16 protein-coding genes and 1 pseudogene are annotated in these 16,868 nt (G+C 50.2%); 9 read left to right on the top strand and 8 right to left on the bottom strand.

The genetic code is table 11. The features are described 5' to 3' along the window. Window positions 1-11 precede the first annotated feature (11 nt). From nrdR to HND56_06125, 3 genes are all read left to right on the top strand, one after another. A complete protein-coding gene (gene nrdR / locus HND56_06135) occupies window positions 12-485 on the top strand; it encodes a transcriptional repressor NrdR (protein ID QKK05287.1) in 474 nt (157 codons plus the stop codon). Continuing rightward, entirely contained in the window at window positions 482-946 is a 465-nt protein-coding gene (gene nusB / locus HND56_06130; protein ID QKK05286.1) for a transcription antitermination factor NusB, read from the top strand. Before nrdR ends, nusB begins: the two co-directional genes overlap by 4 nt. Before the next feature lie 151 nt (window positions 947-1,097). Beyond that, on the top strand, window positions 1,098-1,277 hold the full coding sequence (locus tag HND56_06125; protein QKK05285.1) for a hypothetical protein: 180 nt from the start codon (window positions 1,098-1,100) through the stop codon (window positions 1,275-1,277). Here HND56_06125 and HND56_06120 read toward each other — a convergent pair. Continuing rightward, the gene (locus tag HND56_06120) at window positions 1,274-2,275 is read right to left on the bottom strand and encodes an esterase (GenBank protein QKK05284.1); all 1,002 of its coding nucleotides are present in this window, start codon (window positions 2,273-2,275) and stop codon (window positions 1,274-1,276) included. The genes HND56_06125 and HND56_06120 overlap by 4 nt on opposite strands. A 183-nt stretch (window positions 2,276-2,458) precedes the next feature. Further along, window positions 2,459-2,911, bottom strand: coding sequence for a response regulator (locus HND56_06115; protein QKK05283.1), 453 nt, complete (start codon window positions 2,909-2,911; stop codon window positions 2,459-2,461). A gap of 391 nt (window positions 2,912-3,302) precedes the next feature. Between HND56_06115 and addA the strand changes: the two genes are divergently transcribed. Beyond that, window positions 3,303-6,848 carry a double-strand break repair helicase AddA gene (gene addA / locus HND56_06110; GenBank protein ID QKK06577.1) on the top strand — a complete coding sequence of 1,182 codons (3,546 nt, stop codon included), beginning with the start codon at window positions 3,303-3,305 and terminating at the stop codon, window positions 6,846-6,848. 91 nt (window positions 6,849-6,939) lie between these two features. Here the strand turns inward: addA and HND56_06105 are convergent, their stop codons facing one another. After that, the gene (locus tag HND56_06105; protein ID QKK06576.1) at window positions 6,940-7,722 is read right to left on the bottom strand and encodes a TIGR02391 family protein; all 783 of its coding nucleotides are present in this window, start codon (window positions 7,720-7,722) and stop codon (window positions 6,940-6,942) included. A gap of 981 nt (window positions 7,723-8,703) precedes the next feature. Here HND56_06105 and HND56_06100 point away from each other — a divergent pair. The 5 genes and pseudogenes from HND56_06100 (at window position 8,704) to HND56_06080 (ending at window position 11,936) form a co-directional block, all read left to right on the top strand. Next, a complete protein-coding gene (locus tag HND56_06100; protein QKK05282.1) occupies window positions 8,704-9,573 on the top strand; it encodes a hypothetical protein in 870 nt (289 codons plus the stop codon). A 102-nt stretch (window positions 9,574-9,675) separates the two neighbouring features. Continuing rightward, the gene (gene murI / locus HND56_06095; protein ID QKK05281.1) at window positions 9,676-10,479 is read left to right on the top strand and encodes a glutamate racemase; all 804 of its coding nucleotides are present in this window, start codon (window positions 9,676-9,678) and stop codon (window positions 10,477-10,479) included. Window positions 10,480-10,537: 58 nt separating this feature from the next. Beyond that, window positions 10,538-10,933 carry an NADH:ubiquinone oxidoreductase subunit NDUFA12 gene (locus tag HND56_06090; protein ID QKK05280.1) on the top strand — a complete coding sequence of 132 codons (396 nt, stop codon included), beginning with the start codon at window positions 10,538-10,540 and terminating at the stop codon, window positions 10,931-10,933. A gap of 33 nt (window positions 10,934-10,966) precedes the next feature. Next, window positions 10,967-11,455 carry an outer membrane lipid asymmetry maintenance protein MlaD gene (gene mlaD, locus HND56_06085; protein ID QKK05279.1) on the top strand — a complete coding sequence of 163 codons (489 nt, stop codon included), beginning with the start codon at window positions 10,967-10,969 and terminating at the stop codon, window positions 11,453-11,455. A 133-nt stretch (window positions 11,456-11,588) separates the two neighbouring features. After that, a pseudogene (locus HND56_06080) lies at window positions 11,589-11,936 on the top strand (DUF2155 domain-containing protein). Here HND56_06080 and HND56_06075 read toward each other — a convergent pair. From HND56_06075 to HND56_06055, 5 genes are all read right to left on the bottom strand, one after another. Continuing rightward, a complete protein-coding gene (locus HND56_06075) occupies window positions 11,891-12,649 on the bottom strand; it encodes a leucyl/phenylalanyl-tRNA--protein transferase (protein QKK05278.1) in 759 nt (252 codons plus the stop codon). The pseudogene HND56_06080 and the gene HND56_06075 overlap by 46 nt on opposite strands. Before the next feature lie 4 nt (window positions 12,650-12,653). Further along, window positions 12,654-13,712: a heme A synthase gene (locus tag HND56_06070; protein ID QKK05277.1), complete on the bottom strand. Its 1,059-nt coding sequence runs from the start codon at window positions 13,710-13,712 to the stop codon at window positions 12,654-12,656. Between the two features lie 455 nt (window positions 13,713-14,167). Beyond that, window positions 14,168-14,719, bottom strand: coding sequence for a hypothetical protein (locus HND56_06065; protein QKK05276.1), 552 nt, complete (start codon window positions 14,717-14,719; stop codon window positions 14,168-14,170). A gap of 8 nt (window positions 14,720-14,727) precedes the next feature. Beyond that, the gene (locus HND56_06060) at window positions 14,728-15,210 is read right to left on the bottom strand and encodes a hypothetical protein (protein ID QKK05275.1); all 483 of its coding nucleotides are present in this window, start codon (window positions 15,208-15,210) and stop codon (window positions 14,728-14,730) included. Window positions 15,211-15,239: 29 nt separating this feature from the next. Beyond that, the gene (locus HND56_06055; GenBank protein QKK05274.1) at window positions 15,240-16,865 is read right to left on the bottom strand and encodes a hypothetical protein; all 1,626 of its coding nucleotides are present in this window, start codon (window positions 16,863-16,865) and stop codon (window positions 15,240-15,242) included. Window positions 16,866-16,868: the final 3 nt, after the last annotated feature.

The raw sequence follows: 16,868 nt of genomic DNA, 5'->3' as shown, positions 1-16,868 counted from the left end.
GGATAAGCACCATGAAATGCCCCTTCTGCGGACATAATGATACACAGGTCAAGGATTCACGACCGGCCGAAGAAAGCGCCGCCATCCGCCGCCGCCGCACCTGCGGTGAATGCAACACACGTTTCACGACCTTTGAACGTGTGCAGTTGCGCGAATTGACGGTTTCAAAACAGGACGGACGCCGCGAGAGTTTTGACCGCGACAAGCTGATCCGCTCCTTGCGTCTGCCGCTGCAAAAACGCCCTGTCGGCAGTATCGAAATCGAATGCGCAGTCAGCAATATCGTCCGTCGTCTGGAAGAATCCGGTGAATCTGATGTCACCAGCCTGATGATCGGCGAACAGGTCATGGCCGAACTCGCGCAGCTTGATTCCGTTGCTTATGTCCGCTATGCTTCGATCTACAAGGATTTCAGAGAAGTCTCTGATTTCAATACCTTTGTCAGTAATCTTAATGAAAAACTTCAGAAAGCGAATGCGTCGTGAAACGTGACGTCAAATTAAATGAGGGCTCGAAGAAAGCCCGCCGTTCCGCAGCACGGCTCGCCGCTGTACAGGTTTTGTATCAGGCATTCCATCAGGAACAGGATATCAAAGCCGTTTTAAGCGAATATAACACCCATCGGCTCGGCTATAAGATGGATGAGGATCTCTTCGTCCCTGCCGATCAGGAACTGCTGGAATCCATCGTAACAGGCTATGCGGAACGCCGCGCAGATATTGACAATATGGTCGCAGGCGCATTGGACGGCAAAACACCGGAAAAGCTGGATAAGCTGCTGCTGCACATCCTGTGTGCAGGAACTTACGAGATATTGGCGCATCACGATATTGATGTCGGTATCATCATTTCCGATTACCTGAATGTAACCGAAGCCTTCTTTGACAAAAGCGAGAAAAAACTTGTCAATGCCGTGCTTGACCGGCTTGCCAAAACACTTCGTTAAGCTCCGGCCTAAACGCAGGCTTAAGTCGCATCCGGTTAATATGTATTTACATTATGTCTTGACTTGCGGGGCAGGATTGTGTATAAACGCATCATCAAAGGAAAAGCGGATAGAAGGCAGAAGCCGCCGCAGAAAAACGAAAGAGAACCTGATGCAGAAAATTTTTCCCGTAAAAAACAATAAAAAACAATCACTTCACAAAACCCTCAAAATTTCCCAAGCAATGATTGCAGAATATCCCGCAACAAATTGGCGTTGCAGCATGTACCGCTACGGCGGATTCGGCGCAGGGAAAAACACCTCCGGCATGCTGATCCAGATTCAGCGCTAATCCTTCTTTTTGATCGCTTTCTTCGGATTGCGGGCAAAGAAATCCCAGATTTCATTTATACCGTCAATATCGCGGTTCACTTTGCCGATCAGGAATTTCGGCAAATATTGCTTGCCGCCCGGCCACGTATGCCCGCCACCTTCAACCGTATACAGCATAACCTCCTGTCCCGCATCACCACGAAAACTTTGTTTAAACACACGGGTGTCGTCTGTTTTATCTTTATCCGGCAATGCTTTCGGACGGATCAACGGCGCAGCCTCCTTGTATCCCGCCTGTTTCAGCCAGAAATAAAAACTGTCCAGCGTTGACATCATCTCTCCCCGCGGCTTTTTTTTGCGACCGACCATGCCACCGTTAAAAGGACAAAAAGGATCTTGTGTGCCATTCATAATCAAGACGGCCACCGGAGCTTCCGGCTTACACAACGGCGCCAGCCTGATAGGCATCCCCGCTGTCACAATACCGACCGCAGCTATTTTTTTGGATAATTCGCAGGCTGCGCGGTTGGACATGAAGCCGCCATTGGAAATCCCTGTCGCATAGACGCGCAACGGATCAGCATCGCGATTTGCGATCATCAGGTCGATCAAGGCAGACAGGAATCCGATATCATCCATTTGCAACTTCTGCGCCGGAATCTGGTCGACTCCGCGCCCGTCATTCCATTGACGCTTATAGCCCTGCGGATAGACGATCAGGACATCCTCGCGGTCAGCAAGCGTCCGCATAGACGTCGCATCACCAAAAGAGGTATGAAACTTCTCTGCTTTCCCGCCGCCGCCATGCAGCGCAAGGATGAGCGGACGCTTGCCTGCCGCCGCCCGCTCTTTTCCGCTACGCGGATCGTATATCCAGTATATGCGCTGATAGCCGCCATGTTCGATCACAGCCTGTTCCAGCGCCCCCTCATCCTTTTTGCCGCCAAAAGCCGCAGCAGGCGCTATTTGCAGACACAAAGCCGTGATGAAAACGGCACAAAGCAGAAAATATTTCAAAACCGTGCATCCTTTGACCAGATTACGGTTTCAGTTTACCGCGCAGAACAGGCATGAAACAAGGGCACAGAAAAAAAAGGTGTCAGTTTCCTGACACCTTTTCCAGAGTTTTGGAGTACTAAACCACTACTTCAATCGCTATTGTTCCGTAGCAGGTTTGCCTTAAAAAAACTTTTGCCTGATTTACGAGCGCTTTCTGCTTTTAAAGTCTGCGTAAACGATATTTTCCGTGCCGCTCGCGTACATTTCCGGATCGGCTTTCGGCAGTGCCGTCAGATCGCCCATCAGGTAACGGACCCGTGCCGAGATATCCTTCAGGTGGAAGGGTGCCGTCGTAACCGGCTGCGGCGAGTAATCCGGTGAGTTATATGTATCCATTGCAACAGCTGCAAATCCCGTGATGAAGATAACATGCAGGTAAGGATTGGCTTGCAGCGCTTTTTGCGCCAGCACAAAACCGTCCATGCCCGGCATAACGATATCGACAATCAGCACGTCAAATTCGAATTGGCCTGATGTTCTCCACGCGTCCAGCGAATTATCTGTCAGGATGACGTTATGTCCGCCGTCCTTCAAAGATGATGCCAGGTAAGCTGCGATTTCTTCATTATGTTCTGCGACCAAGATGCGTGCCATTGTTTTATTCCCCTATTACTTGAATTAACTCCAAACCCTGTCTTGTAACTTTTTGTTAAACTTGGTTAACGATTTGTTACATATCCCTTAATATTCAGTTAACCATTTTCCGTAATAATTGTCAAACAAAAATATGTAAAATGTTTCCATGAGGGTATAATCGTTATAATTATCAATGGAGTAGCCGTTATTTTTTTCTGCCCTGCCATTTTCCATGCAAGGGGAGAATTTTGAAAAACCGCTCCCCAACAGGCAGGTTCTTTGCTATGCTGTTTGCAAGGTAAATCCTTAAAAAGGCTAATAAATTATGGCAAACGACCATGCGCGGCATGATACGAATCATTCTCCCCTGCCCGCAAGCGATTCCGGCATTGCTGCCACAGATCCGAATGTGCCGCAGCGTGCCGCATCCGATCCGGGCGCAACCGTCTGGGTCGGCGCCTCTGCCGGAACCGGCAAAACCAAAATCCTGACAGACCGCGTCTTGCGCCTGATGCTGCCCGGTACGGGTGAAAATCCTGCCGCCCCGACGCCGCCCGAGAAAATCCTGTGCATCACATTTACAAAAGCCGCAGCTGCGGAAATGGCACTGCGCATCCATGACGTGCTGTCAAAATGGGCGGTGATGGAAGAGGAAAAGCTGAAAACGAAACTGACGGAATTAACAGGTGATGCGCCGTCGCCGGAAATGGTACGTGTGGCCCGCCGCCTGTTCGCCCGTGTCGTGGATACGGCAGGCGGCATGAAAATCATGACCATTCACTCTTTCTGCCAGTCGGTTTTAAGCCGCTTCCCGATCGAGGCCGAGCTTTCCCCGCATTTTGAAGTCATGGATGAAAGAAAGGCGCAGGATTACCTCGCCAAATGTCAATCCGCTATGATCCGCGACGTCCGGCAGGAGCCCGATAGCCCTCTTGCCACTGCTTTCACGCATTTAACGCGGCTTCTGAATGCCGAACAGATGGAAACTCTGCTGACCGAACTGACAGGCAATCGCAGCCGCCTGACTTATCTGCTGACCCATGAAGGCGGCTATGACGGCGTGATTGAAAAAATCTATGCCGCGCTCGATCTGACGCCCGGGGAAACGGAAAAAACCGTTCTGGCCGATTTTGCGCAGGCGCAATCCGTGCATCTTCCCGATCTGCGCGCCGCCTGTGACGCACTCTCTCACGGCGGCAAATCCGATCTGGACGCCGCAGAAAAAATGCAGGACTGGCTTGCCGCCAATAATCCGCAACCTGCACGGCGCGCTTTTAATATATATAAGGGCGCGTTTTTGACCGGCAAGCATGAAATCCGTAAACGCATGGGTACACAGGCCGCGCAGAAGCAAATGGATAATATCGGCGATGTCATGCTGCGCGAGGCTGAAAAAGTGCTGGAGGTGCATCACCGTCTGCAGGCCATCGGACTGGTACAGGCCACGGCGGATGTTCTCAGGATCGGTGCGCATATTCTGGCACTGTATCAGCAGACAAAAGATGATCTGGCTCTGCTGGATTATGATGATTTGATTTACCGTACCCGTGACCTGCTCAGCGAAAAATCCGATGCTGCATGGGTCTTGTTCAAACTGGATGGCGGCATTGACCATATCCTGATTGACGAGGCGCAGGACACCAATCCCGAGCAATGGCAGGTCATTACCGCTCTGACCGAGGAATTTTTCGCGGGGCAAGGACGTGATGCCGAAACTGACCGTCTGCGCACCTTATTTGTCGTCGGAGATGAAAAACAGTCGATTTTCAGTTTCCAACGTGCCGACCCTGCCGAATTTGCACGGATGCGCGACTATTTCCGCGACCGCACCAAAGCCTCCGACAAGGATTGGCGCTTGATCGATCTGCAAGTCTCTTTCCGCTCCACACCGGAAGTGTTGCATTTCGTCGATACCCTCTTCGCCCTGCCTGAAAACCGCAGCGGTCTTGTGACGCAGACAGGCGCGGAAATCCGTCACATTCCGCACCGCGCGGCACATCCCGGCCTTGTTGAAATGTGGCCCGTCATCACCTCCGCCGATGAGGACGCCGCCGCGCCGGAAAACGGCTGGGTGTTGCCGCTTGCCATTCGCCAGACCGAAGATGCGGGCATGCGCCTTGCCGAGAAAATCGCCGATACGCTGCGCGGCTGGATTGATAATGGTGAAATTCTGGCGGCACGCGGCCGTCCGATTACCCCCGGCGATGTGATGATCCTTGTGCGCACGCGGAACGTCTTTGTTGATCAATGCGTCCGCGCGTTGAAATCACGCAATATTCCTGTGGCAGGGGTTGACCGTATGGTCTTGAACGAACAGCTCGCCGTGACGGATTTGATCGCCGCCGCCGCTTTCGGTCTGATGCCCGAAGACGATCTGACGCTCGCAACGTTTCTGAAAACACCGCTGGTCGGGCTGGACGAGGATGACCTGTATAGATTATGCCGCAACCGCGAAACCTCGCTTTACGAGGCCGTCAGAACCCATCCGGATTATGAGACGGTGGCGCGTTATCTGGCGCGTTGCATCGACAAGGCGCAAACATTGCCGCCTTACGGTTTTTTCGCCGGATTGCTGAATGCCCCCTGCCCAGCCAGCCCCGTCAGCGGACGCCATGCGGTACTGGGACGGTTGGGGCATGATGCGCTGGACCCGATGGAGGAATTGCTGAATGCCTGTTTCCAATATGCACAGCAGCGCATCGTTTCCTTGCAGGACTTTCTGAACTGGTTTTCAAAAGGCAAGACGGAAATCAAACGCCAGCAGGAGCAGGATGAAAATGCCGATCAGGTGCGGATTATGACGGTGCACGGCTCGAAAGGTCTGCAGGCACCGGTTGTTTTCCTGCCCGATACGCTGTCGCATCCCAAAGATAATACCCAGAACCGTGACCGCTTGCTGTGGCACGCACCGCCGCATAAAACGGCACTGCCGCTTTGGGCGCCGCGTCAGGAAATGGAAGACCCGACCTATACCGCCCGCGTCAGCGAGCTGCGCCGCAAGGAGGAAGAAGAATACCGCCGCCTGCTTTATGTTGCCCTGACCCGCGCCGAGGACAGACTCTATATCTGCGGCTATAAAAAGAAACCCTCGAGTAAATTGCCGGAAGATTGCTGGTACAGCGCACTTTACCGTTCCCTGCAGCCGGTTGCACAGGAAATCGATTTTGATGTCAAAGGTGCCGCCGTGCAGGAAACGCCTGACGGCCTGCCGTCTCCGGCTTTACGTCTGCAACACCGGGATGTGAGTGCCGTTGTGGAAGATGCCGCCGCGCCGCCGGAAAAGGCGCGGATTGCCAAGATCACAACTGTGCCGGATTGGTGCCGGACAAAACCGGAGGATGACCCCGTGCCGTCAAAACCGCTGGCACCGTCACGGATATTGGATAATGAACCCGCCGCGCGTTCGCCTTTACTGGGTAAAGAAGATAAAAGCCGCTTTCGCCGCGGTTTGATTACCCACAAATTACTGGAAATGCTGCCCGCTTTGCCGCAGGATGGTGAGGCGCGTGAAAATGCCGCCCGCAGTTACCTTTCGCGCCGCGTGCATGATCTGGATGATGCAGAACAGGCGGATATCTGCCGCGAAGTGATGGCCGTATTGCAGCATACCGAATTTGCACCGATTTTCGGCCCCGGCTCCGAAGCCGAGGTTCCCTTCCATGGCCGTGTGCGCCGCAAAGACCATCAGGACGCGTTTTTCGCGGTCTCGGGGGTGATTGACAGATTGTTTGTCACGGAAAGCGAAGTTTACGCGATTGATTACAAAACCAACCGTCCGCCGCCGGCAATCGAAAAACATGTGCCGGAAATCTATTTACGCCAGATGGGTATGTATTACACAACATTGCAGCATATTTATCCGGGGAAAACGGTACGCTGCGCCCTGCTCTGGACGGACGGCCCTTTCCTGATGCCGTTGTCGCCGGAACTTTTGCAGGGCTATATCGCCGCCTAGAATTTTGCTGAAAGACACCTCCTCCGTTCTTGCGGGTTAGACAGCCCCCGATGTGACAATCCAAAATCCGGTAGCACCACAACTTTCCACTTTATTTAATGAGTACTGTGCCCCCAGATTTTGTCCCCAGATTTCCATTCTGCTTTGGAAAAGTCGCTTCATCAATTCTTCTAGCAAGTAAACTCGCAAAAATAAGGTATTGAGCGGTTTTTTCTTTTGTTAAATTAGTTTCTAATGTATGCGCCTTTGGATTGCGTATCCCTAGATAAGCCCCTTTGAAGATATTCATAAATCCTTTTTGATCGTTTCTTCCTGACTCTGTCGCTATATTGCTTAGAATAATAAATGGATTTTCTAACGCAAAGGCTTTGCTAACAAGTCGGTCTCCATCATCCCTAAGCCCTGTTTTTTCTCGAAGGTAGTCGAAAACAGCCACAATAGAATTTAGAGCCGCATCTCGGAAGTGTTCATTTTGATACTGTTTATATGCTCCTTTTATGATAATAGGGTGAAGTATAGCTTCAAATTCTAAGGGCTTAGGGAGAGAAGCTTCTTCTACCGTGGGTTCATCAGGATATATGTATTGTTCAATAATCGGTAAATCCAAAGATAACCCGCTTAAAAACGTGATAAATTCTTTAGGTTTTACACGGCTTTTATAGAAAGACTTTAATCTTTTTTCTTCAATATCTTTTTGATCATGGTCGTATAAATGATCGTCAAATCCGTGGAGTTTTAAATCACCTGTCTGACGAGCGTCTAAGATATACTTTGTTAGCCTTTTTACACGTTTTTTATATTTTAAAAAATCAACTTTCTGATCGTCATTTCTGTTGCTTTTATATCCAAGTACGTAAAGTAAGGCATCCGTCATGTTCCACAAGGGTTCTTTTACCCTGAAATTGAACTCTTCTTGAGTTATATAGGGGAAGTTTAGTTTGTACTCTTCGCGATAGCTCCTATTATGGGCGTATATTTCAATCTTGTTTTGTAATTCTTTAAGTATAAGTTGTGGAATATTGAAGCCCGTTTTCTCAGCCCAAATTAAAAAGCTAATGGTATAAAACTCTGGTAAATTTATCTTATTGTCATTTTCGTAGTTTTGGAAATCTGTATCTCTTTCATAAGGCTCAATTTCCTTTTTTTTAATGGCCTCTTGAGCCATAGCTAAACATTCTTTTGCTTGGGGGTCTTCTTCAAGAGCAGATTGCAATTTTTGAAAAAAGTCAGAGTTTTCGTATTTATAAAAAAGATCTTGAAGCTGTGTTGCTCTCGTCTCTTCATCGTCAAAATCAAGGAAAAGGTAAAAAGTTAGACAAACTAAAGGTAAGTGATCGGGAACAAAAACGGCGTTATTATCTTGATTATAAAGAAGATTTGGCAATGGATCTGGCATGGTACATCCTTGAAATTATTACTACTTTGAATGTTTTCAACCTAGTTTATTTATCCTAAAAACGCAATATTGAAAATAATCCTGTTTTTAAAAATCGGGGAAAAATCTGAGGGAAAAAGCTGGGGACACAATACCTAACTCCTCCATTTGGAAAAAGCTGGGGACACAATACCTAACTCCTCCATTTAATTTTTAAGAGTTAACCATCATGCCATTTGCCATGCCATTTGCGCCAATTACGCTTTATTTCATAGCTGTCGTGTCTCCGATAAAGCATGCAATCCTCCATAATACTTGACAAATTATGGAAATATCTGTATATGTTAATAACTAGTTAACGCACCGATTCTGCAAAAGGGTGAGTCATATTGCGGAAAAGGTACCGAAATCCGTTGATTTAAGCGGGCTGATGGAATACAAAGGCGTGTAATCTTATTTTGAATGAGGGAGTTTAGACTCATGGCACTGGAGAAAAAAGAATATCCGAGCTTTATGTGGGAGCTTGAGCAACGCGTAAAAGTTGCATGGAAAAACCGCAAAAATCCGATCGTGAAAGATTCAGTCACAGACGGTGCGAAAATGGGCGGTCTGGCAACAGCTATCGGCTTTGGTACCTCCCTTTTGATGAAAGCCCCCTTTATGGTCGGCACCGCCATCACACAAATTTTCACAGGTTTCTTTGCCTTGGCGCTGTTCGCGCCGACGGCTATCCCGGCGTTTTTCGCCTTCCGGCATTTCAAACGCGCCCTTTACAATGAAAAAATGGACAAGGTTATGGAGCGCAAAATCGAAGAATGGCGCAAAAATCCTGACCGTCGCTCCTTTGTCGGAAAAGTTATCGGAACCGGCCTGCGCTGGGGTCTGAACGGCCTTGCCATTGCAGGCGGCGTTGCCGCTGCCGCAGGTGTAACGGTTGCCGCAGCTGCCGGTGTCGCGGCCTTTGGCGGCGCGGCTTTGGCCGGAACAGCCGTTCTGGGCGTTGCCACACAAATCGTTGGTGTTACAGCCGCCGCTATCGGCGTTGTCAATCCGATCGCTCTGATGGTTGCAGGTGTTGCCTCCGCCGCTGTCGGTACAGGCGTGGCATGGAAAGGGAAAGCAACCGTCCGCAAATGGGGTGAAAAACTGAAAAACTCCATGCAGCTTAGCGAAACCGGCAAGCAAGAAACCTCGGGTTTCATCCACAATATCATGGATAAAAGCCGCCGCATGTTTGTCGGCCTGGCCGCAGATGTGTTCAACACGGCTGCACAAAAACAGGTTAAAAAAGCTGCAGACGACATTCAAAATCGCGCCAAAGCAGCAAAAACAAAAAGTTATTCAAAATAAAAAAGCAAGATATACGACTTTAAAAGTTGGAGAGAAATCAGAAGGCCTGTTTTAAAAACAGGCCTTCTCTTTTTGCTTCGCCGCAATTAGTATCATCCCGTTATGATGCGTATCGGTTTTTTTGATTCCGGGCTTGGCGGCCTGATGATTTTGAAAGCGGCGCGGCAAGTTCTGCCGCGGCACGACTTCGTATATTTCGGCGATACACTGCATCTGCCTTATGGCGGACGCTCGAATGATGCCATCTATGATTATACGGAACAGGCCATTGATCACCTGCTGCGCAAGGAAGACTGCAATCTGGTGATTGTCGCCTGCAACACCGCCAGCGCTGCGGCTTTGCGGCGGCTGCAGCAGGGTTATCTGGCCGAAAACTTTCCCGACCGCCGTGTATTGGGGGTTGTGATTCCGACATTGGAGGCAACGCTGGAATATGGCTGTAAAAAAATCGGCCTTCTGGCTACCGAACGGCTGGTGCAGTCGCAGATCTATCAGATGGAATTGCAGAAACTTGACCCTGAAATAGAAATCTTTGCCGCCGCCGCGCCGCTTTTGGTGCCGCTGATCGAAAATAACGGCCAGAAGTGGCTTCCATCCATTCTGGCGGATTACATCGCCCCGCTGCTGGAACACGGCATAGAGGCGCTTATACTGGGCTGTACGCACTATCCTTTCCTGCGCCCCTACTTGAAAGAACTGCTGCCGCCGCATGTGCATGTAATCTCACAGGATGAAATCATTCCGGCCAAACTGGTCGACTATCTTCAACGCCATCCGGAAATCGATTCAGCCATCGGCCGGGACGGCATGACGAAATTTCTTGTCACAGACATCACAAACAACTATATCAGAACCGCAACGGAAATATACGGCACAGCGCCAAAGCTTGAAAAAACAGTTTTGTAGCGCGGCGTGTTGTGCAAGAATAGACGCTGCAATAAATAAGGATTCTCGGGTAAGAGTAATGGCAAAATTTTCTGTTTTCAGCGTATTGTCGAATATACAGATTTTATTCTTTACGCTTCGGCGCGGAAAACGTGTCGGCGAAGACCAGCACGGCAATATTTATTACCGTGGTAAACCGCGTCGCGGCACCAAGCGTGAACGCCGCTGGGTCATCTACAAAGGCACGCCCGAAGCCAGCAGTATCCCGCCCGAATGGCATGGCTGGATGCATCATCAAACGGATGAAGTTCCGCCCGCACCGCGTAAAAAAACAGCTTACCGTCAAAAATGGCAGCAAAAGCACCATGAAAACCGGACGGGAACGGAAAACGCCTATCTGCCGCCAGGTGAAGCCACAGGCAGCAAGCGCGCCGCCGCCACAGGGGATTACACGGCGTGGGTGCCGCCGAAATAATTTTTAAGATTTTAAAAAGCAGAAGAGAAAAATATGCATAATAACAACCTTGTTGAAACCGTTTTGGGAGCGCTCGTCCTTGCTGTCACAGGGGCGTTTTTAACCTTTGCCTATAAAGTCATTGATCTTGCGCCGGTGGAAGGATACGCGGTGGAAGCGCGTTTTTCACGGATTGACGGTTTGAATGTCGGCAATCTTGTCAAAATCAGCGGTGTCAAAGTCGGACGCGTTGCCGGGTTTTATCTGGACAATGACAGCTATGAAGCGATTGTCCAGATGGACATTGATAACGGTATTAAACTACCGCTCGATACCTCTGCCACATTGTCCAGCGAAGGGCTGATGGGGGGCAAATATGTTGCGCTGGAAATCGGCGCCGATGAGGAATATCTGGAAACAGGTGACCGTATCGAATACACGCAATCGCCGCCGGGGCTGGAGCAAATGCTTGGGCAGGTTATTTTCAGCATGACCAAAACAAAGGATGATGCAGCAGATGATGCGCCGGAAGACGGAGAATAATCACCGCAAAGCATCATGGTTTGCTGTTTTGTGTCTGACCGTGCCGTTTCTGACAGCCGCGCCTGTCTTTGCACAGCAACAGGACCGGATCGCGCCGCCGCAAATTCAGCCGGCACAGCCGCAGCCCGTTGAAATGACGGATATGGATGTCGCCGTATTGCGCAGCCTTGATAAGACCTATGCCCGCACCTCGACCTTTGAAGTGCCTGTCGGCCAGACGGTCAAATTCGGGGAAACATTGTTCATCCGTCCGCAGGCCTGCCGCAAGACTCCGCCGACCAAGCAGCCGGAAAGCGCCGCTTTCTTGCAAATCTGGGAACATGTGCTGCCTGATGCGGCAAAAAAGAAGCCGAAAGAAAGCGATGATAAAAAGAACACGCGCTGGGTTTTCAGCGGCTGGATGTTCGCCTCAAGCCCTGCCCTGTCGGCAATGGATCATCCGGTCTTTGATGTCTGGGTGATTGACTGCAAAAAATCCGATACCAAAGCCAGCTCCGCAGGCGCGGTTGTTGTCTCCGGTGATGATTCCGCAGGCGATTCCGCCAGCGATGAAGAACCGCCCGCGCCGTCAGAGCCTAAATCCGAATAAAACACGCAGGGCTTTTTAAGCGCTTCGGCGAGCTGCGCCTTATATTCCGCGCGCGGCAATTCGTAAACGCCGAATTGTTCGAGATGATCATTCACAAATTGCGTATCAAAAATCCGGTAACCCTGCCGCCACAGCCTTGCCGTCAGGTGAACCAGAGCGATTTTGCTGGCATCCGTGGCGCGGTGGAACATGCTTTCCCCGAAAAACGCGCCGCCAAGCGCCACGCCGTAAACACCGCCGACCAGCTCCTCCGTTTCCCTGTCCCATGCCTCGACGGAATGGGCAAAGCCCAGATCATGCAGCTGCGTATAAAGATCAATGATGGTCTTATTGATCCAGCTTTCCGGCCGATAGCGCCCTGACACGCCGCAAGATTTGATGACAGCGGCAAAATCCGTATTGACGCGTATATCATAAGGGTAATGCCGGATGGTTTTTTGCAGTCTTTTCGGCACATGCAGACCGGAGATGGAAAGCTGGCCGCGCATTTCGGGATCAAACCAGTAGATCTTGCTGCTCTCCGCCCCCTCCGCCATCGGAAACAAGCCTTCCGTATAGGCGTAAAGCAGTAATTCGGGTGTGATATCGTCTAAATTATGGGACATGTCATCATTTGTCGTTCTTATCCAGCGAGTAATCTTCCGGCGGCAATTCATGCAGCACCCAGATCAGCGACCCCAGCAGCATGACCGCCACGGCCTGATGCAGCACGGCGACCGGCAGCATCAGCTGCGTCAGCAATGTTGTCATGCCAAGCGTAAATTGCACAATCACCAGAAAACCCGCCAGCCCGAAAGCCCATGAAACACGCGGGCTTTTTTGGAAATTCATACTGCGCCCGACAAGGAACAAGACCGAAAACGCCGTCAGCACCGCCAAGGCGCGGTGAATAAACTGGACGGTGGCATGGTTTTCAAAAATATTGATCCAGAGCGGCGCCATATCCAGCCCCTCCGTCGGCCACGGATATTTGCCCATCAGCGGGAAGCTGTTATAGATCAATCCGGCTTTTGAGCCTGCGACAAGCGCACCCCAGATAATGGTCAGCGCCAGCAGTATAATCACGCGCCGCGCCATGCGATAAAGCGGGAACAGAATCGCGCGGTTTTTCGACGGCGGCACCGAAAGCTTTAAAGCCATATTCAAAATCAGCGAAAACAAAATCAGCGCCAGCGACAAATGCGCCGCCAGACGGTAATGGCTGACCGCAGGCATATCAATCAACCCGCTTTTGACCATATACCATCCCAGCACGCCCTGTGCCCCGCCCAGCAGGAAAAAACCGACAAAGCTGGGGAAATAAATACGGGGGATGCGTTTCATGGCCAGAAAGACCAGAAAGGGCAGCAGATAGACCGCGCCGACGGCACGCCCCAGCAGGCGGTGAAACCATTCCCAGAAGAAGATGGATTTAAATTCCTCCAGCGACATGCCTTCATTGATTTTCTGATATTGCGGCGTTTCTTTATAAAGATCGAAAACCTTGTTCCATGACTCGGCATCATGCGGCGGCAGCACGCCTGTGACCGGCTGCCATTCGACAATTGACAGCCCCGACCCCGTCAGTCGCGTAATCGCCCCCACCACCGCAATGCAGAAGATCAGAAAGGCACAGCTATACAGCCAGAGCGCAACGGGTTTGGTTTTTTGATAGTCGATGACATCCATTGTCTTTTTCCTTTTGTCTTACAGATATACACCGCTGCTGCCGTGTTCTCAAACCCAAAATACGGCACAAAAGAAATGCCCGGCACACGGGCCGGGCAAAAGACTACGAGGAGGCACAGATGAAACGAGATTTAAAAGAAACCACTAAAATAAATCTCCATCCATAATTTCAGTATAGCGGGGTTTTGGTTAAGAAATGGTTAATCAGGGGTTAAATATGGTTAACATATACGCATTTTACCCCGTCCAAAACAGGCGATTAACACTTTATTAACCATTACATGCGCGCTTTATTTAATAAATACAATTACTTGCCTATAAATAGAATTGGTTAACGGCATTTTTGCTGCATCCTGAAAAAAGTAAGGAAAAAACAGTTTTTTCGCGCCAAATACGGCTTAAAAGTGCGCAGGATGAAATATTATTTTGTCCCTCTCTTCACCCAATAGCTGTAATCAGTCATTATATAAAAGAGATTTCTTTCTTTTTTCTTTCCACTTTTCAATAGACTCTTTTGTGGATTTTCGCACATATTCCTCTTCTTCTTTGATACCCTTTTCGTAGCCTTCCATCATTTTATCATCGCGGATACATTCCCACGCTTTAGGGAAGTCCGGCTGATCCATAATCGCTGTATTATAAACATACATCAGCTTCATCAAAATCGCTGGAGGCGGAAAACAACCCGTAAACCAAACTGTCTTTTCTACAGGGCCTTCACACTTCGCCCCAACTGTCACCGCATTTTCCTCTTTGGCCTTATACCCCATAGCAAGACTGTACAGTGCGAAGTCTTTTTTCTTGGCATTCTCTTTAACTAGGTATTCGGTATTCCGATATACCAGTTTAAAATGGGGTGTGTTTTTATCTTCAACTTTGAACCCTGCATATTTACGCAACAAATATAGCCGCGAACTTTCATACTGCGTGAAAGATGAAGACATACACCCTGTCAAAAAGAAACAAAGCAGCAATCCGAACCAAGCCTTATATAAATTCTTCAACATGAAAACTCTCATATACAGACGGTTGATATATTGGCTTTGATATCAGAAACGCGCCCTTCTTTAATCTGCAAGTCAAAATAAGACTTATCCGCGCATATAAAAGAAAAAAAGAAAAATGGGAAATTATTCACGAGACGGCTACCACTATAAACATCAAGACTCTGGTCGGTGATTCCAAACATCTTATACTTAAATTTCTGCATCTTTTTTAACTCAACTCCCGCACTATTAAGTATTTTAATGGCCTCTTCGGCATCTGCCCCTATTTTAATGATCTCTTGAACATCTTTCGAAATATCTACGCCAGAGAACGCTTTTTTATTGGTACGCGCAAATATAGGTTCATTAATCACTTTAATCAGCTTGATGTGAGGTGCGCTACCAAAATAGAAATAACCATCAAGATAGGCAGAAATCCCCATAACGATTATCAGCAATATCGCTACACGATAACGTATTATACTGGATATCCAATTTTTATTAGTCATCATCCAACGGCCTTACTCATTAAGAGGATGGGTTATATACGGGACAGGTTCCAGTCCACGATTGTTTTTTGGCCGAAAATTTGGGCATAAACGGCGATTTGCAAGGTTTTGCGGGGGGTGTCGGCATGTCTGCCGGGGGAATAGACGCTTTCCTCCAAGCCGAAAACGCCGCCATTACAGGTAAATTCCCAGCCCTGCCCCGTGCCTGTGCGCAGCAAGACCCGCGTACCGTCACCGATGACGGAGGCACGGACGGAGGGGTGCAGATGAAAGCGCACGGCAAAGCTGGCGCCATCCATGCCTGATAAAATATCCTGCCCATGCAAGAGGTTACCGTTGTTTTTTAACGTCATAACGCGGCGATGCGTGACGCCGAAGCGTTCCAGATAGCCGTCATGCGTTGCATCAATCAGCCCTGTGCCGTTTAAATCCTCGCGTATTTTTGTGACCGCGATTTTTTTCAGCGGTATCTCTGCGCCCTTTGCAGGCAATGCGTTGCTTTCCTCCACCGTTACGGTTGAATGCGCCGCCGTCGAGGCCAGTGCCTGCTGCCATGCCGGATGGCCCGCCCATGCGCCGCAATTGACGATCAGACGGTCACGCCCCGCGCTCATTTCAAAAGCCAGTAATCCGGCATAGTTTTGCCTGTCCGAGGGCTTGCCCGTATCCATGATGATCGTCGTGCGCCCCTGTGACATACGGTCATAGCCTGTCACGCCCAGCGATTTCAGCGGTCGCCCGCCCGAAGCCCCCGCTTGCGCCAGCACCATATCACAGAGGCTGCCGCCTGCCGCGCCGCCACCGTGGAACAGTCCCAGCCCGCCGTCATTATGGCGCAAGCTGCGCAGCACCGCCGCCATTTTTCCTGCGGTATGGGTCAGAAAATCCGGTACGGACAGCCCTGCCAGATGGATGGCGGCACGGATATCCAGCAGATTTTGCAAAAAGACCAGATGCTGTTCCGGTGCGCGGCTTTTATGGCCGCCGTCGCTTAAGATATCATTCTGGATATCGGCAGCGAGAATATGCAGTGCCTGACGGCAGTATTTTTCCTGCCCCATCGCCATACCGCCGTAAAACAACGCCTTTGCCGTATAAAGCAGATCGCCCTCGCCCGCATGTTTGGACAGATGTTTGATCTGGCGGGACAGGCTTTCCAGCATGGCATGGCGGAATTCCTCGCCCGCGCTGGCGCAAAAGGCGGAATAGGCGGAGAGCCAATGCACAATCCGCCGCGCCGTAATATCAGGCCGCCATGACAGCGCATGCCAGCGGCTGTAATGGTCAAGCCAGTCGGAAATCAGATAACGGGCATGTTGCCTTGCCCGCTCTCCGCCAAAGGCGCGCAAATCGCGCAGCATGTCAAAACCGTGCATGGATGACAGCCAGCCGTCATGGAAGCCTTCCGGTTCCCACAATACATCAATGCTGCGAAAGCTTTGCCCGTCGAACAGATATAAGCCCTGCACGATATCATAGCCCCGCCCCGCATCGCCCGACCACGGATCGGGGGGAATAACCAATGGCGCGTCATCAACGGAAGCGGCACGGCCAAGCGCCATGTCGTAAAGCGGAGAGCGGCATTTGATCTGATGCGCATAGGCAGAGAGATTCTTGAAGAATCCCGTTTCCTGCGGCATTGATCTGTCATCCTGCATGGG

It is taken from the genome of Pseudomonadota bacterium, assembly GCA_013285465.1.
Lineage (GTDB): Bacteria > Pseudomonadota > Alphaproteobacteria > Micavibrionales > CSBR16-224 > CSBR16-224.
This window is presented reverse-complemented; position numbering and strand designations above follow the sequence as displayed.

Coding starts and splice junctions, on each gene's coding strand:
- HND56_06115 (QKK05283.1), bottom strand. CDS start 2,911: ATGGCACGCATCTTGGTCGCAGAACATAATGAAGAAATCGCAGCTTAC.
- HND56_06055 (QKK05274.1), bottom strand. CDS start 16,865: ATGCAGGATGACAGATCAATGCCGCAGGAAACGGGATTCTTCAAGAAT.
- HND56_06075 (QKK05278.1), bottom strand. CDS start 12,649: ATGTCCCATAATTTAGACGATATCACACCCGAATTACTGCTTTACGCC.
- HND56_06060 (QKK05275.1), bottom strand. CDS start 15,210: ATGATGACTAATAAAAATTGGATATCCAGTATAATACGTTATCGTGTA.
- HND56_06100 (QKK05282.1), top strand. CDS start 8,704: ATGGCACTGGAGAAAAAAGAATATCCGAGCTTTATGTGGGAGCTTGAG.
- mlaD (QKK05279.1), top strand. CDS start 10,967: ATGCATAATAACAACCTTGTTGAAACCGTTTTGGGAGCGCTCGTCCTT.
- nrdR (QKK05287.1), top strand. CDS start 12: ATGAAATGCCCCTTCTGCGGACATAATGATACACAGGTCAAGGATTCA.
- murI (QKK05281.1), top strand. CDS start 9,676: ATGATGCGTATCGGTTTTTTTGATTCCGGGCTTGGCGGCCTGATGATT.
- HND56_06125 (QKK05285.1), top strand. CDS start 1,098: ATGCAGAAAATTTTTCCCGTAAAAAACAATAAAAAACAATCACTTCAC.
- HND56_06065 (QKK05276.1), bottom strand. CDS start 14,719: ATGTTGAAGAATTTATATAAGGCTTGGTTCGGATTGCTGCTTTGTTTC.
- HND56_06090 (QKK05280.1), top strand. CDS start 10,538: ATGGCAAAATTTTCTGTTTTCAGCGTATTGTCGAATATACAGATTTTA.
- HND56_06070 (QKK05277.1), bottom strand. CDS start 13,712: ATGGATGTCATCGACTATCAAAAAACCAAACCCGTTGCGCTCTGGCTG.
- HND56_06105 (QKK06576.1), bottom strand. CDS start 7,722: ATGACGGATGCCTTACTTTACGTACTTGGATATAAAAGCAACAGAAAT.